Below are 14,834 nucleotides of genomic sequence, written 5' to 3' on the forward strand. Positions count from 1 at the left end.
TCTTAATTAACAGATCAATTTGACTAACTATATCAAATAAATCGTCCACCTTCCGGGCATATTTGCAAATAGATTTGCGGTTGAGAAAAAAGGAGTTTTCGGTTAATGCCGATCTCCTTTTTTCGTTGGAATCGTTTTACTCACGAATCTTTACAATCAAGTCCTCTACATCCTTTAATAATTGCCCTCTAACCAAATACTTATCAAAAGATTGTTTTTTCAATAGAATCCCGAAGATGGTTAAAGATATTTCTATATCAGGAGATGAAAATTATGTTTCGTGCCATTTTTTTTGATCTGGATGAAACACTGCTGGATCGCAGCCGTTCTTTATTGCGGTTTATCGAGTTTCAGTATAAGGTGTATAAAGCCTCTCTTAAACATATTCCGCTCCATCGGTGGCAGCAGCGTTTTGTTGAGTTGGACGAAAAAGGTTATGTCTGCAAAAAGATTATTTATACCCGATTACTTGAAGAGTTTAAGGTTCAATCTTTTTCCATGCAGGAATTATACGCTCATTACCTCCACTCATTTGCGCCACACTGTGTTCCCATGAAGGAGATGGAGGAAACGGTTCGATCCCTTCGATCAGCCGGCAAAAAGGTCGGAATAATCACTAACGGCCTAACAGAGTTCCAAACCCGAAATATCAAACAGTTAGGATTGCTTCCTTAGCTCCTATCTCTACTCTATCCTGGATAGAGCCATTTTCTATTTCAATGAATATTTTGTTCATCTACTTGAAATTATGTAATAAATAGCCACATTTCTATACAAATGTATTATAATTGAATTATGAATTGTTAAAATACAGGAGATGGTTTAATATCTGCTTAGAGTTATTGGAGATCGGTATCTCAAAGTGAAAAGAAGATATTAGGCAATTGGACAAAAATAAATTATATAAAAAATACCTGAATTAAAAATTTTCGGAAAGGGGCAGTTCCGTTGAAAATCAGGCCCAAATACCGAAAAAAGTACGGGTTGATTCCTTATGCTCTAAATCAATTAGAGCAGGCAGTGATGCCAAATGCGGCGAATCACCGTGAGTCATATCGATGTCCTGAGTGTAAACGGCCGGTCATGCTCCGGACCAGCAAGCTGAAAAGAAAGTTTTTTGCGCACCGTGTAAAAAGGTACTGCAAACTGGAGCGCTCCTCCTCTGTACTCGCCAAACACGTTCTTCGCCTCACCTTTGAACAGTGGCTGAAAGGCAAAGGTGATCCGATTGAAGTCTCTCACTTTTGCCAATCCCGTCAATCCATCCCTCGTGAGGAAATTGCTTATGTGAAGATTAATTCCAGTATGTCATCCCCGTTGGCAGCAGCCGATCTTGTCCTGTTTGACAACTTTGATGTTCCTTTTAGAGCATTTAGTTTTGACCATCGTAACCGTTCCGTTAGCCCCATTGCCGTGATGGAGCTTTCCTCGGAAGAAGTCCTTTCCAATCCCTATTTGCTGTCCCCGTTATATCCAAACAGTCAAACTCCTCCTTTTAAAAGTGATTCCGGTCCTGAACAATTAAGTCTGAGTCTGTTTTCATCAGATTGATTCCAGAACTTTTTATATCCCGCTCCTGTCTATGCAATTTCATCCCTCTGCTATAGAGAATAGACAAATTAGCCATATACCCCTTAAAACACATCTTCTATTCCACTTCAAAGTATAGATCCGCATGAAGTTGGCAACCGGGATTAAACCCGGCTCCGCAAGCAGGGCATTTGTAGCCGCAGGACAAATACTGGTTGATTGAAAGCTCAGTGTTACAAGCTCCGCACAAAACCGCTTTTTCAGCAAAACGGCTTTTCGGCCAGGGAATGGCAGAATGTCCGGCTGTTTCCTCATGGCAGGCATGGCACGGATAATACCGGCCGCAACAGGCAAACCTGATGGCGATGATATCCAGGTCGGTGGCATAGTGAATACAGCGTGTCTGGTTATCAATCGGTTTTCCGTATATAGATATCTTTTTCGTCATGGATTCCTCTGCTCCCTTGAATATGCAGTTTTGGATTTTATCGTTTCCCCCTGTCTCTTCATTGTACCAAACGAAAGATAGGGCATCAGGAATAAAACCCGCATTCGGGTTGAGATTTAAACGCTCATCCCCATGCGGGTTTTACGGATCTAACGTTGTAAATAAATTTCTCGTAAAAAGCTGGTTCCCGATTCCGTCGGAGGCAATCCAAAAAGCTGGCTCAACGTGGCTCCGATATCGGCCATGGTTGTCCGAGTTCCGATTGGGCCTGGTTTTACTCCGGGACCTGTGACCAGAATAGGGGTGTATTCACGCGTGTGGCGGGAGTGGCCGATGGTGGGATCATTCCCGTGATCTGCGGTGATGATCAGCAAATCATCCCCCTGTAACCGGCGCAGAAAACGGCCAAGCCACTCGTCCACTTGCTGTAACAGGGAAGCATACCACTCGGGATTTTCCTGATGCCCGGCTAAATCTGTTTCCTGAACAGTAACTAAAAAGGCGGCATCCCCTTTTTCAGTCGTGTATAACTGTTCTAATGCTTCCAATACCTGCTTTGTTTCTACATGTGGTAGAGCAACTCCCTCTCCATAGAGTACATCAGCGGTCTTTCCAATCCGGTATACAGGTACTCCGCTTTGCTCGGCCAAATAGGGAAACTGCTGTTCAATCCGTACTCCGTACCCTAAATGGCGAACCTGGTATCCCTCTCCGTACACCTTTGCCCGCGGACTATCCACCCCCCACTGACCGGGATGGTGTTCCCGCACGACAGAGAGGATCTGTTCGATTGATGTATAAGGTCCGCCCAGGGCAATCACCCGGCTCACATCGACCGTTTCACGCACCCGGCTCGCAATTTTTAACGTATCCGCAAATGAAATCCGTGAAAGATCTGCCGTTACATTGATAATATTCCCTTTGTCGCTTTCAATGTTGTCGGCCACCACGACGGCATCTTCCACCAGCAGAATGGGACGGTGATCCCAGGGAACGGTTACTTTGCAGCCCGCTTCTTGCAAGGCGGAGGCAATGGATTCCCCCACCTCCCTCATCAACCGGCGTACCGGTTTTAACGGGCGGCTTCCCATCAGTTCCTGATGGCCCATATATGTATCCGCACCAAAATGGGCCAAAGCAGCCCTTCCGAATGCGCCCCGCGCTAGTCCCGTCCCGTCGACAAGCTGATTTAAACCCAGATGGTACAGAGTGGGAAGCGTGAGACCCGTCACCTCGCGGATATGAAGATAGGTATGGGCATTTACATCCTGAGGCCTCTCTTCTTCACAATCTTCCATCGCTCCAATGCCGAAACTGTCCAATACCAACAAGATCGCTTTAGGCATTTTTCTATCCTCTCCAGTAAAAGTGAACCACTTCAGGTTTCCCTTGCCGGATGCCGCAAACCAGGGCGACATGCGACCGGGTGACAAATATTTGCGTACGGAAGGAGAAAATGGCTGTATCACCGGGGTGAATCTGCTCTATCGCCGATAATGCACCATAATAGTCAATATACTCAGCAGCGAGCGGAGAAGCAGGCACTTTCCGGCTAAGGATATCCGAAGATTTGGAACCCACAAATGCACCTGTCATCCGGGAGCGTCCGTAAAAACCCCCGCCAATGACATATGTATGTGCGTCATCTTGATGTGAAACTTCAGTCACATAAATGATCGCCGGTATTTCCGGCAGATCTTCCCGCACTGCATGAAGAGGGGTTGTACCTGTCAGCGCATGACCCGGTTCACCATGAGTGACTCCGGCAGCCTTCAGTTCGGGGATGGTCAAACAGCAGGTGCCCCCCGGGCCATTGATCTGTTCAACTTTCACCCCTGCACCCTCCAGAATCAGACGGGCCGCTTTCAAAGTCTCCAAATTGGCCGTAAATTGATATTGGTCTCTGCCAGGGTCCATCTGCAGAACGGGAAAAGAAGTGACACCGGCGATTTTAATGCCTCCCAGCCATAACAGTTCAGGAATCATTCCGGGCAATTCCTGCAACGAAAATCCGCCCTGCTGCCCCGGGTAAATCTCATCTCCCTTTTTGATCACACGGAGCAAAACAGGTTGCCTCAACCCCATCTTTTCAGCTTGCCGGGACAGCTGCCGGGCACGTTCCAGGCTAAACAGAGTCACCACTTCAGGTTTGAGACTTAAAACCTCGTTCCATTCATTTTTTCCCGGTTGCACAAGATGTCCGACATGACCGAGCTGCACTCCGGCCCGATGCAATATACGCGCTTCATCCATATCCACCGCCACTGCCTGTGGAATCCCCTGTTGTGAAATCCACTGGCAAAGGGGAGGAACCCGCCCAAACTGTTTGCTGATAAAATAAAGAGTCAGTTGAGCCTCTCTGGCGGCTGCGGCCAGCTTTGTCGTATTTTCCAGCACAGCATCCACATCAATTAAGTACGTGTTGGGAGGAATCACCCCCTCCTGGTGAAGCTGAACTCCGGCTTGAATCAACCCCGGGTTGCGCCGGGACATCATATCAAGAAACATGAGACCCCTCCTGTAAGTCCCCGGCTATTTTTGTTTCCCGGTCCGCTGTACCTTCTCAATGGCCTGCTGCAAAATGCGAATCACGGTGTCGGCTCCCGACTTCATCGGGTTTATTCTTAACCCGCAGTCGGCCAATTCCGGCCTTGCTTCCAAAAAACTGCCGGATACGCGGTAGATCATGGGCAAGATTTCATATCTTGACTCGGCTCCCACCGGATAGACTGCGGCTCCAAGCGATTCACTGGCAGCAATCACTTCTCCCGCTATCGGCTCTTCCAATTCAACATTTACATTTTTGGATTGTGCATTGGTAATATAAGCCAGTCGTATGCCAGGTACTTCTCCTTCGTTTAATCTCCGGCACAACTCTTCCACCTGTTCCCCCTGCACAGCCAGGGAGACCGGAGCGAAAACGATCGAGCGCAACAATTCCATCGCTTCCCATCCCTGAACTTGCCCGCCCCCCGAATAATTGATCCGATGTACTCCCTCAATGGCTTCCTGATGTCCGACGATCACTCCGATCCCTTCGGGGCCCAGCAGTTTAAATCCGGAAAATGCAGAGTAGTCCGCCCCCGCCTGCACTCCTGTCCGTGCTACTTTTAGCGCACAATAATTATCATCCACCACAATGATACAATCATGGCGTACAGTACGCACACAGCTGATGAGCCGGTCCAGCTGGTACGTATCCTGAGGTTGCTGCCTGGCATGTTGAATATAAAAGAGACGGCATTCCGGATGTTGTTCAACCACTTTTTCCACTTCTGCCAGATCATTATAATCAGTAAAGATCGGCTGTAGATGGAGCATACGAATGATTTCTTTTGTTGTGGTATAAACAGGGGCCTGGTGCATAAACAGGGATTCTCCCGGTGAAAGCAACCAGCTCAACAGCGAGCGAATCGCTCCTGTTCCCGCCCCGCGTACCAGTGCAGCCGCTTCTGCTCCAAAAAACTCGGCCAACACCTGCTCTACTTTCGCCGTTGCGCGCGGTCGTTGAAAGTCGGGGTGAAGGCCGACATCACCCTGCTGGTACCACTCTTCGCCGGAAAAGTGGCGTGAAATCGTATCAACCAACTGAAACTGAAGCCTCTTCGCTTCTTCCACTGTTAACGTGGAGAGAACCCCCCCGGCATACGGCAATGATTCCAGATTCATGTCAAGCTCACTTCCTTTTGAGCAAAAGCACTGGCAGGATTATCAATCAGCATTTGCCTGATCTGTTCCGCGGTGAACCCGGCTTGATTCAACATGGGGACAAACTCACGCAAAACCACATCATAACCGGGGCCGCCATTGCTGAAAAAATGTGATTTCCGCGTCAAGTCGGCGGAGAGAAGAACTTGCCCGCCATATCCTCTCTCCCATAGATCCAGCAGCATGGCCACCCGTTCCCGGTCCGGGAGATAATTGTTTTTCCCAATCGTATCAAAGGCCACATAAGCCCCCGCTTCCACAACCCCGAATACCGCCTGTCGATCCTGATTAAGATCCTGATGCCCGATGATTAACTGATCCATGGGCAGACCGATCCGGCTGAAAAGTTCGATTTGCTGTAATGCCATCGTCCCGAGAGTAGTGTGGGTAGTGACGGGCAGACCTGTCATCATCCCTGCCAATCCGGCTCCTTCAAGCAAACATTGTTCTCTGGCGGTTATTTCATTCAAACTGCTGCCCACTTCACCGATCACTCCCGGAAAAATCCCCGTCCCGTCGATTCCCTCCCGAATCTCTTTCACCATAAACTCAGCAAATTGCTCACGATCCCAGTCTTTGATCTCCTCCGGCAAGTAGGGATCTTTATAACAGCCGGTACTGGCGATGATCTGTAAACCTGTTCGGAGACTTAACTCCCGCAGATAAAGGACATCTCTTCCCATTCCAACATTGGTTACTTCAATGATGGAACGTCCGCCCGCCCGGGCAAAGCGCTGCAATTCCAACACCATCGCTTTTCGGTCGTCCAATCGGGTATCCGGGTCTTGTTTCACATGAGACAAGTCAATACAGCAATGTTCATGAACCGCACAAATTCCTAATTGGCTTGCTTCAATCGTGCCTGTTACTGTTTGAATCATGGCAACCATCCTTCATTGCTATTTCATCAAGGGCGGTGACATTAGTCCTGAAGCCACTAACAAGTTAGCGATAATACCTGTGACAATCGCACCAATCGGCCCGATCGCCATACGCACCACGGGCCGTCCGGCCGCCTCGTTGAGTACATAAAATCCCCCGATCAAGAAGTACCCCAACCCCGGTGCCATCATATTGGCCGCATTTGCCCCTCCGATCAGCAGTGCTACTTCAAGAAGACGGGTCATTGCGGTACGAATGTTCTCACCGGCTTCCCGCACACCCGGGTAGCGGTCCAGAAAGCGGGATACACTGCTTAACAGAAAAACTTCAATAAAGATGATTACACACCCGAGAATACCTGCCAGCCACGGGTTGGGCGCAAGCAAGCCAGCCACAAAAATAAAGGTAAATCCAACCGGGCTGTAGACTCCGGTAGCAATTGCCGTACTGGCGATGAGAGGGATAAATCCAACGGCTCGTGCTGCAGCCGCAAGCGCGGCATCGGTCCGGTTACCTTCAGACAACAACTGTAAGGAAATGGGGTCTCCCGCCAATACCAACAGGTTGGCCGCAGCGGCAATCACTCCCCCCATCATCATGAAGAAAACAACTTGTTTGCGAATCCGATTCACTCTTTCGCTGAAAATCGCGGCCAGATCCACCGGGGAGCTTCCATCCGTTTCAGGCTTTTTCTGGCGTATCGCAAAAATGATAAGAAAGATCATGCCTGTGATCAGAGCAACCCCTTCTTGATTCAATGTGACGGTTGATTGCCCGAACGTTAACAATTTTTGCTCATTGCACCACACAGCCAGCTGTCGGGCCAGAGCAGAGACGGCAAAGGTAACAATCCCTTTCTTGATGCTGAATTGCAAAGCGACGGCAAGAGCGGGGAAAGCCATAAAACCGACCACAACAGGTGCCCCGACTTGCTCCAGCGGTTTCAGCACATCAACCGGCAACATTTTGAATATATTTACAATACTGTCTAAACCGGCGGACAAACCCGCTCCATAAATCCCTCCGACTACGGCTGCTCCCGCATTTCCCCAGCGATTGGAAGGAAGCGATAAGCCGATCATATCAGTTCCCAATAAAATACTGTGGATTAACAAAATTTTTGCGGTGAGGGAAAAGGGAATCCCAAATCCGATCACTAACCCGAAGCTCATGGCAAAGGAGGTGAGTGCCAGAGTACGCCGGTCCATTCTCCCCTCAATATTTTCCGGCAGGATGGGGCGAAGACCATCATTAAATACAGCGATATTCCGGTTAGCCAGAAGCGCAGCCATCGCTCCGACCAGTGTGGCGAGAATCAGTTCTGTCATCAGCCCGCCACTCCTTTTTGAAACTCTTGAATGGCCCGCATGATCATGGACACGGCCATCTCTTTGTGATCAGCGGTAAAGCCGAATGCTTTCTTCCCTGCCTGTACAGCTTCCCTGATTTTCTGTTCAGTTGGCTGTCTTCCCGGCATGGAAACCGTCTCACATTGAGACGCACCCAGGATCGCAATCGCCATCGCCAGGGCTCCCCCGCCGCCCGTATGACAGGCGCCCAGATAGTAATCCCCCGTCCCTGTTTTCAAAGCCAGCGCAGCTTCGAGATCGGAACGGATCTCTGTGATGACTCCTTCGGGACCGTACTTTTGCACCAATGCCTCCACTTCTTTTTTGTCAACCTGTCCGCCGATGATTATTTTCATTAAGCATCCCCGCTTTCATCCATGTCCTGAAGGATTGAAACATAATGCAGACGTAAGTACTCCTTTTCAACATCCGGGATGGAGTCATTCCATGTTTGACTGAGCCAGTCAATCTCTTCCTCGGCTGCTTCCATGCAGGGAGAACATCTGAGTTCCGCCAGGGACTCAGCCGTTAATCCGGTTGTCAGTCCATCTTTTCGAGAAATGCGTGTGAGAGCGGTCGCTAAATGGGTCGCCAACATTTGAAGTTTTTCCAGGTTAAGGGTACGTGTGCTCTTATTTTGCAGCCGATCACACGCTGTAAGTGTCACCCGGGCCGCCTCTGCTGAAACAACCCCGCCATGCACCAAAATTTCCAGCCGTTGCTCAAGTTGTTGCAAATATTCATCCCCCCATCGGCTTTAATATCTTGGATATGTCTCCCCTTGTTCTACCATTTGCTGGACACGGCGAACCTGAACAGGATCCAGTCTGTCGATAATCGGATAAAACTCTTCTGTTTTGTGCGCCGTAACAACTACCGCTTCACTCATTGCCAGAGAAGTCTCATAGGCTTGTCTGGACTGAAGCTTTCCTCTTCCCAACGGTAAGGAGAATTTCACTTCATCTTTATTCCAGACAGCGGCATCGATTTTACCCTCTTTCAGCATATCCAGCAGTTGCATATAGCTGATTTCCACCCATTGAACCCGCTTCTCTTTACACTCATATTCCGTTAATAACGCCTGGTCAGTGGAGGAAGGGTCGATTCCGACATACATACCGTCGCGAATGACGGTTTCCCGGGGATTAGAAAAGAATACCTCATGCCCCGATACATAAGAGCCGGACCCCAACCCTTTTACGAGTTGGAGTTCCTTCGTTTTTTGGACGGCCACTTCCCCGGCAAATCGCGAAACCACCGCAAAGTCGTAGCGGCCATGTCGGAGTGTCTCAATCCGATGAGCCGCACCCCTCATATAAGCCAGACTAAAAGGAATTCCCTGTGATTCAAACGATTCCATCAATCCGGTCGCAAGCCCTTCATATTTTCGCGAATAGGGAAGCGGCATCACTCCCACCAACCGGCCCAGCCCGGCGACTTCCCACAGGGCGGCTTCATCTTTTTGGATTAGAAAAGTTCCCATGTGACCACGGGTTTCCAAACAAACTGCCTTCATTTCTTCCAATAATTTTAATGCTCCCTGGACCGTCCCCCTTCCAGTCGACAATTGCTTTACAAAGTCGTCAATCCTCGGGATTCGTTCCCCTGCTTCCAGACTTAGCAGACGACGGGCAATTTTCATCGCTGCATAACCATTCTTCGTATAAAAAAGTTTACTGGTATCACTCATTAGAAATCACCAATATACAGAATTCTGTACTCTAAAACCATTTTAATATTTATATATAACTATTTCAATTGAGAATTAACGAAATATTTATGCGCGCATAAAAAACGCCGACGATCCGGGTCGGCGAGTACTGCATTTAAATATGGCAGGAATCAATTCCCCGCTTTTGCAAATAACGCTGGTGATATTCCTCAGCACGGTAAAAAGAAGCAGCCGGTGTAATTTCCGTTACAATTGGATTTTTCCATTTGCCTGACTGATCCATTTTTTTCTTGGAGGCTTCCGCCAGTTCCTTCTGTTCCGGTGTGTGATAGAAGATCACGGAGCGATACTGGGTGCCTACATCCGGGCCCTGACGGTTGAGCGTGGTGGGATTGTGATTATTCCAAAATACATCCAGCAAATCCTCATACGAAACCTCTGCCGGGTCATACTCCACTTGAACCACTTCAGCGTGCCCTGTTTTGTCGGTACAAACATCTTCATAGGTAGGATTGACAGTTGTTCCGCCCATATATCCAACAGCCGTGTTTTTCACACCCGGTACTTTGCGAAAAGTTTCTTCCACTCCCCAGAAACATCCTGCTCCAAAAGTTGCTATAGCCATCTTGATCCCCCCTTTTTCTCTTCTCATTATAATATGTCACGTCTGTCATGCAAAATGTAAGTACCCAACCGGAAAGCAAATCAGAGGTTTTTCGCTTCCCTGCCGTCAAAAACAAGATGTAACTTGCCGGTCACCGGATTAATCGTCAATCCATGGACCATCAGATGTGATGGGAAAAGAGGGTGATTTCTGATCAGATTTACACTTTCCATCACTCCGCTTTCTACATCCTGACATCCGTGTAACCAGTTCTCGATGTCGACACCACTGTGGCGCAAGTTCTCCATTCTCTCTTTTGATATTCCCTTTTTCTCCAGCTCAGCAAGAACAGGTGCCGCCTGCAGTCCGATCATCCCGCAATCCAAATGTCCCACAACAAATACTTCCTCTGCCTTTAAAAGAGTAACAGCGACCAAAAGACTTCGCATGACACTTCCATATGGTTCACAAATAAGAGCACCCGCTGTTTTTATCACTTTGGCATCCCCGTTTTTGAAATTCATCGCTCGTGGCAACAATTCTGTCAAACGGGTATCCATACATGTGACGATCACCATTTTTTTGCTGGGAAATTTGTCCGTCCTGTAGGGTTCATACGATTGACTGCTTACAAATTCTTCATTAAATGACAAAATCTCATCGAGATTGCTTACCAACATGCTCTCATGCTCCTTTGCATCAGATTTCATCACTTAGTACAAGGTAGTAAAAGAGAAGCACTTTGTATAATAAAATTTATCCCGATTGTTGTCCAGTTCTCAATATGAACAAAAGCAAGAGGAAGATTCTATCATACAAGACTGCATGATTGAAACCTGAAGCTATACGCTTTCCCTCAATGGGGAAAAGGCTTTCTCATAAACAGTCAGTTCGTATGATATACTTATGAGAGAAACAAGGTGATGAGAGGATCGGTATAACTATCACCAAAAATAAACCCTGAAGGAGTTTGAGATTGCCCCATGAATGCACGGTTGAAATATATACTCATGAACATTCTCGGTTGGACTTTCCTCATCCTCGGTATACTGGGCATGGTTTTTCCCGTATTGCAGGGGCTTCTCTTCACTATTATCGGGCTGTTTATATTATCCGACTATTCTCCCTGGGCTAAGCGTTTACTCCAAAAACTAAGAAACCGCTATCCTAAAATGTCTGCAAAGTCGGATAGGTTTTTGAAGAAATTGAAGTGGAAATCAACCTCCTAGCCATTCTTGTTTTAACTTCCATACAGAAAAAACCTGCAGCTTTTTCTGCAGGTAGTTTGGCTTACAAAAAACCGTTCATTTTTCCTTTACCCGGCAAACTCCGAGACCGTCACCGATCGTCAGTAATATTGATTCAAGCCGGGGATCTGTAGCAATTTGCCGGTTAAACTTGCGAATCGTTTGCGGGGAAGGCCCTTGATCCTCTTCATCAAAAATACGGCCGGATTGGAGCAGGTTATCGGCAGTAATAATAGCTCCCGGGTTCGCCAGTTCAATTGCCTTTTCCAGATAGTAGATATAGCTTGGTTTATCCGCATCGATAAAAAAGAAATCAAATTTCTCCCCTTGACGGATCAATTGTTCCAAACTTTCCCTTGCATTTCCAACCTGATAGGTAACGAGACTGCTTAACCCTGCCTTCTCAATATTTTCCTTCGCAAAGTCAGCGTGTTTTTGGCTGATTTCCAATGAGACCACTTTTCCGGTTCGCGGTAAAGCCCGGGCCAGCCAAATCGTACTGTAACCCCCGAGAGCCCCGATCTCCAGGATCCGTTTTGCACCGGATATTTTAGCAAGCAGATATAAGGTTTTCCCTACTTCAGACGGGACAGAGATTTGCGGCATCTCCCTTTCTGCCAGGTCCCGCTGATATGGACCGAAGTACTTCGTCCTCCTGAACAAACAAAGAACGGACATATTCTTTTTCCAACATGCAGGCACCCTCTTCCACTCTTTTTGTATTCATTGTTGCTTCTGTATAAGATCTCCGATGAAATATCAATAGTTTCCAATTTCCGAATAAAAGTCCTGATCCTATTTTATCTTATGCAGCACAGAAATACTCCTGTTATTCTCATCCCCCACAAAAATAAATAAATCTTCAATCAAACAGTCAAATGCCCGGGCCAGTTTATTTGCAAGAATCAGTGACCCCTTATATTCTCTGCCAGGCGGGCATGGAAGACTTTACCATCTCTGAAAATAAAAAAGATACCACTACATAAGTAATGGTATCATTTTCCGTTGGAGCGGATGACGGGAATCGAACCCGCATTACTAGCTTGGGAAGCTAGGGTTCTGCCATTGAACTACATCCGCAAAATTCTTTTTTATTATAACATGCACACTGGATTACAGCAAGAAGACTTCAAAAAAATATACCGGCAACTCTCTTTCCTTAAAAAGTCAAGGTTCCCTGCCGGGAACCCTGACCTGGTCCGGATGAATTTAAAATAGGATCCTGAATGGTACGATTAACGTCATAATGATCAACGCCAGCACGCCAATTCCAACTGCCCACCAGCCCAGTGAGCTTCCTCTGCGGGCACTGATCACCCCAATAATAATTCCCGCCGGTGCCAATATATAAGGCCAGAGGAAAAAGGCAAGCACTGACAAAATAATTGCTGTGATTCCTAATCCTCTTCCGGCATCAGCGGTTTCTCTTCCATCCTCTGCCCGTCTGTCCTTTTTTTCCCGAAGAGCTTCAGGAGATGAAACAGCCATGTCCTCGGCAAACTCCTCATCTCGCTTGCCTGCATCCAGGGCGGCATTCAACTCCCCATCATCTTGCGGCGAAGCTGCTGCATCCACTCGTGCTTCGTCCGTCTGTACAGCCTCCGGGGACTGTCTTCGCTCATCATTGCGTTTATCTTTCGCCATATTTTTCCCCCCAGTAAATCCGAACCTACACATAGTATGTGTGTTTCACAAAAAAACATGAAAAATCCATCCTGACAGGATCAGGATGGATGATGTGCATTTCTTTTATTTTTTATCTGCCTGTGTGTAATCGTTCTGGCCAACCGGGTGGCGTATAATTCCTGTTACACCGGGTTGTTCGGCCGCTGCCGTATTGTAAAAGTACAGCGGAAAGAGGGGCATTTCTTCAAACAGGATTTTTTCAGCTTCATGAAGAAACTTGTCGCGCTCCTCCTGATTGGAGCTTTGGGCCGCTTTTTGCAGATACTCGTCATATTTTTTGTTGCTCCAGTTGGTTCGGTTCATCGAATGGTCGGTTTGGAAGCTTTCCAGGTAATTATAGGTATCATTGTAATCCGCCAGAAAACTGGATGTGGTCATAATATAGTTTTTGCTGCGCTGGTCAGCAAAGTAAACCTTGTTTTCTTTGGCCTGGAGCTGAATTTCCACACCAAGGTGTTTACGATACATCTCCTGAACCGCTTCAGCAATTTTTTTGTTTTTCTCGGTCGTATTACTGTACAGAAGTGTAACCGTTGGGAGTTTGCTCCATCCCTCTTCCTTCATTCCTTCTTCCAACAACTTTTTCGCCTCTGCAAACTGGCCGTCCTGGATGAGGTTGCCGCCTTTTTGGCGGAAGTTATTGGGGGCAGAAGGGGCTACATACGCGTATGCAGGTTGCTCTCCGCTTTGCACAATCTGTTCGACAATCAATTTCCGGTCGACAGCCAGAGCAAATGCTTTGCGGATTTTAACGTTCGTAAACGGTTCTTTTTTCACATTGAAGCGGAAGAAGGCTAATCCGTTTGATTCCCAGGTTTTTACTTCACCGCTTTTGATCATCTGTGCCAGAAGATCTCCGGGAATTGACTTTTTGGCAATAACATCCAGTTTTTTGGTTTTATACATTTGATATGCAGTGTTGCTGTCTGTCACAATGGAGAAGTGAATCCCGCTTAGTTTTACAACTTCCTTGTTATAATAATTTTCATTCCTGGCAACTTTAATATGTCCATCGTGTTTCCATTCGGTCATTTTAAAAGCGCCGTTGCTGACATAACTTTTCGCTTCATTGTAAAGGGCGGGATTTTGTTCAGCCCCTTTTTTATAAACAGGGGAGTAAACCGAATAGGCGGTCAGCTGAAGGAAAGAAGGTGTCGGGCGCGTCAGTTTTACTTCCAGTGTATAATCATCCAGCGCTTTCACACCGACTTGATCCGCACTGCCCTTCCCTGTGTTATATTCCTCGGCTCCTTTTATAAAGTACAGAAGAAATGCGGCTTCTGAAGCGGTTTTCGGATCCAGAACCCGTTTCCAGGCAAATTCAAAATCGTGGGCTGTCAGGTTTTCACCGTTAGACCATTTGGTCTTGTTAAGAGTAAATGTATAAGTGAGTCCGTCGGAGCTCGTTTTCACTTCCTTGGCAATCGCTTTCTGGGGCTGATGATTTTTATCGAGTCTCATCAAACCGACAAACAGATTATGGGTTACATCCAGCGAATCTTCATCAAAAGCTTTCGCGGGATCAAGTGAGGTAGGTTCTCCCGTTAAATTAAGATTGAGAATTTTTTCAGTCTTCTCAGTTTGGTCCGCCCCCGTTGTACAGCCGGTTAAACCACTTACAATTGCAATGAGTAAGACAATGGATAAGATCCCAAACTTTTTCAAATTAGTACCCCCTTATTTGTTTATCTCAAACTTTTTTCGCTTA

17 protein-coding genes and 1 tRNA gene are annotated in these 14,834 nt (G+C 47.1%); 3 read left to right on the plus strand and 15 right to left on the minus strand.

Annotation, left to right across the window (positions count from 1 at the left end):
- The first annotated feature begins 273 nt into the window (after positions 1–273).
- On the plus strand, positions 274–675 hold the full coding sequence (locus I8U27_RS00565; RefSeq protein WP_181750426.1) for an HAD family hydrolase: 402 nt from the start codon (positions 274–276) through the stop codon (positions 673–675).
- A gap of 273 nt (positions 676–948) precedes the next feature.
- Positions 949–1,551 carry a competence protein CoiA family protein gene (locus tag I8U27_RS00570; RefSeq protein WP_181750425.1) on the plus strand — a complete coding sequence of 201 codons (603 nt, stop codon included), beginning with the start codon at positions 949–951 and terminating at the stop codon, positions 1,549–1,551.
- Positions 1,552–1,648: 97 nt separating this feature from the next.
- On the opposite strand, the gene I8U27_RS00575 is transcribed toward I8U27_RS00570, so the two are convergent.
- The 11 genes from I8U27_RS00575 to I8U27_RS00625 form a co-directional block, all read right to left on the minus strand.
- On the minus strand, positions 1,649–1,978 hold the full coding sequence (locus I8U27_RS00575) for a CHY zinc finger protein (RefSeq protein ID WP_181750424.1): 330 nt from the start codon (positions 1,976–1,978) through the stop codon (positions 1,649–1,651).
- A gap of 149 nt (positions 1,979–2,127) precedes the next feature.
- Positions 2,128–3,324 carry a phosphopentomutase gene (locus I8U27_RS00580; protein ID WP_181750423.1) on the minus strand — a complete coding sequence of 399 codons (1,197 nt, stop codon included), beginning with the start codon at positions 3,322–3,324 and terminating at the stop codon, positions 2,128–2,130.
- Between the two features lie 4 nt (positions 3,325–3,328).
- A complete protein-coding gene (locus tag I8U27_RS00585; protein WP_181750422.1) occupies positions 3,329–4,486 on the minus strand; it encodes a YhfX family PLP-dependent enzyme in 1,158 nt (385 codons plus the stop codon).
- 24 nt (positions 4,487–4,510) lie between these two features.
- Complete coding sequence (locus tag I8U27_RS00590) at positions 4,511–5,647, minus strand: aminotransferase class V-fold PLP-dependent enzyme (protein ID WP_181750421.1); 1,137 nt, start codon at positions 5,645–5,647, stop codon at positions 4,511–4,513.
- Positions 5,644–6,567, minus strand: a complete 924-nt coding sequence (locus I8U27_RS00595; RefSeq protein ID WP_181750420.1) for a phosphotriesterase family protein — start codon at positions 6,565–6,567, stop codon at positions 5,644–5,646. Before I8U27_RS00595 ends, I8U27_RS00590 begins: the two co-directional genes overlap by 4 nt.
- A gap of 18 nt (positions 6,568–6,585) precedes the next feature.
- On the minus strand, positions 6,586–7,896 hold the full coding sequence (locus I8U27_RS00600) for a YhfT family protein (protein ID WP_181750419.1): 1,311 nt from the start codon (positions 7,894–7,896) through the stop codon (positions 6,586–6,588).
- Entirely contained in the window at positions 7,896–8,273 is a 378-nt protein-coding gene (locus I8U27_RS00605) for a DUF2620 domain-containing protein (protein ID WP_181750418.1), read from the minus strand. Before I8U27_RS00605 ends, I8U27_RS00600 begins: the two co-directional genes overlap by 1 nt.
- On the minus strand, positions 8,273–8,653 hold the full coding sequence (locus I8U27_RS00610) for a PRD domain-containing protein (protein WP_181750417.1): 381 nt from the start codon (positions 8,651–8,653) through the stop codon (positions 8,273–8,275). Before I8U27_RS00610 ends, I8U27_RS00605 begins: the two co-directional genes overlap by 1 nt.
- 21 nt (positions 8,654–8,674) lie before the next feature.
- The gene (yhfZ, locus tag I8U27_RS00615) at positions 8,675–9,607 is read right to left on the minus strand and encodes a GntR family transcriptional regulator YhfZ (RefSeq protein ID WP_181750416.1); all 933 of its coding nucleotides are present in this window, start codon (positions 9,605–9,607) and stop codon (positions 8,675–8,677) included.
- Positions 9,608–9,743: 136 nt separating this feature from the next.
- Positions 9,744–10,214: a peptide-methionine (S)-S-oxide reductase MsrA gene (msrA, locus tag I8U27_RS00620; RefSeq protein WP_181750415.1), complete on the minus strand. Its 471-nt coding sequence runs from the start codon at positions 10,212–10,214 to the stop codon at positions 9,744–9,746.
- Between the two features lie 80 nt (positions 10,215–10,294).
- Positions 10,295–10,873: a beta-class carbonic anhydrase gene (locus I8U27_RS00625; protein WP_181750414.1), complete on the minus strand. Its 579-nt coding sequence runs from the start codon at positions 10,871–10,873 to the stop codon at positions 10,295–10,297.
- A gap of 330 nt (positions 10,874–11,203) precedes the next feature.
- On the opposite strand from I8U27_RS00625, the gene I8U27_RS21215 reads away from it, so the two are divergent.
- A complete protein-coding gene (locus I8U27_RS21215; RefSeq protein WP_377534570.1) occupies positions 11,204–11,422 on the plus strand; it encodes a PGPGW domain-containing protein in 219 nt (72 codons plus the stop codon).
- A 75-nt stretch (positions 11,423–11,497) separates the two neighbouring features.
- Here I8U27_RS21215 and I8U27_RS00635 read toward each other — a convergent pair whose 3' ends face one another.
- The 4 genes from I8U27_RS00635 to I8U27_RS00650 form a co-directional block, all read right to left on the minus strand.
- Positions 11,498–12,046 (minus strand): O-methyltransferase, encoded by a 549-nt coding sequence (locus tag I8U27_RS00635; protein WP_232345166.1) that lies wholly within the window; start codon positions 12,044–12,046, stop codon positions 11,498–11,500.
- Between the two features lie 400 nt (positions 12,047–12,446).
- Positions 12,447–12,520, minus strand: a tRNA-Gly gene (locus tag I8U27_RS00640).
- A 129-nt stretch (positions 12,521–12,649) separates the two neighbouring features.
- Positions 12,650–13,084, minus strand: a complete 435-nt coding sequence (locus tag I8U27_RS00645) for a YrzE family protein (RefSeq protein WP_181750412.1) — start codon at positions 13,082–13,084, stop codon at positions 12,650–12,652.
- Between the two features lie 105 nt (positions 13,085–13,189).
- Positions 13,190–14,791, minus strand: a complete 1,602-nt coding sequence (locus tag I8U27_RS00650) for a peptide ABC transporter substrate-binding protein (RefSeq protein WP_181750411.1) — start codon at positions 14,789–14,791, stop codon at positions 13,190–13,192.
- Between the last annotated feature and the right edge of the window lie 43 nt (positions 14,792–14,834).

Source organism: Paenactinomyces guangxiensis (assembly GCF_016055185.1).
In the GTDB taxonomy this organism is placed as follows: domain Bacteria; phylum Bacillota; class Bacilli; order Thermoactinomycetales; family Thermoactinomycetaceae; genus Paenactinomyces; species Paenactinomyces guangxiensis.

Excerpts from the sequence above, each read along its gene's own strand:
- I8U27_RS00585 (WP_181750422.1), bottom strand. The coding sequence starts at position 4,486 with ATGTTTCTTGATATGATGTCCCGGCGCAACCCGGGGTTGATTCAAGCC.
- yhfZ (WP_181750416.1), bottom strand. The coding sequence starts at position 9,607 with ATGAGTGATACCAGTAAACTTTTTTATACGAAGAATGGTTATGCAGCG.
- I8U27_RS00575 (WP_181750424.1), bottom strand. The coding sequence starts at position 1,978 with ATGACGAAAAAGATATCTATATACGGAAAACCGATTGATAACCAGACA.
- I8U27_RS21215 (WP_377534570.1), top strand. The coding sequence starts at position 11,204 with ATGAACATTCTCGGTTGGACTTTCCTCATCCTCGGTATACTGGGCATG.
- I8U27_RS00595 (WP_181750420.1), bottom strand. The coding sequence starts at position 6,567 with ATGATTCAAACAGTAACAGGCACGATTGAAGCAAGCCAATTAGGAATT.
- I8U27_RS00625 (WP_181750414.1), bottom strand. The coding sequence starts at position 10,873 with ATGTTGGTAAGCAATCTCGATGAGATTTTGTCATTTAATGAAGAATTT.
- I8U27_RS00565 (WP_181750426.1), top strand. The coding sequence starts at position 274 with ATGTTTCGTGCCATTTTTTTTGATCTGGATGAAACACTGCTGGATCGC.
- I8U27_RS00580 (WP_181750423.1), bottom strand. The coding sequence starts at position 3,324 with ATGCCTAAAGCGATCTTGTTGGTATTGGACAGTTTCGGCATTGGAGCG.
- I8U27_RS00605 (WP_181750418.1), bottom strand. The coding sequence starts at position 8,273 with ATGAAAATAATCATCGGCGGACAGGTTGACAAAAAAGAAGTGGAGGCA.
- I8U27_RS00590 (WP_181750421.1), bottom strand. The coding sequence starts at position 5,647 with ATGAATCTGGAATCATTGCCGTATGCCGGGGGGGTTCTCTCCACGTTA.
- I8U27_RS00600 (WP_181750419.1), bottom strand. The coding sequence starts at position 7,896 with ATGACAGAACTGATTCTCGCCACACTGGTCGGAGCGATGGCTGCGCTT.
- msrA (WP_181750415.1), bottom strand. The coding sequence starts at position 10,214 with ATGGCTATAGCAACTTTTGGAGCAGGATGTTTCTGGGGAGTGGAAGAA.
- I8U27_RS00635 (WP_232345166.1), bottom strand. The coding sequence starts at position 12,046 with ATGCCGCAAATCTCTGTCCCGTCTGAAGTAGGGAAAACCTTATATCTG.
- I8U27_RS00645 (WP_181750412.1), bottom strand. The coding sequence starts at position 13,084 with ATGGCGAAAGATAAACGCAATGATGAGCGAAGACAGTCCCCGGAGGCT.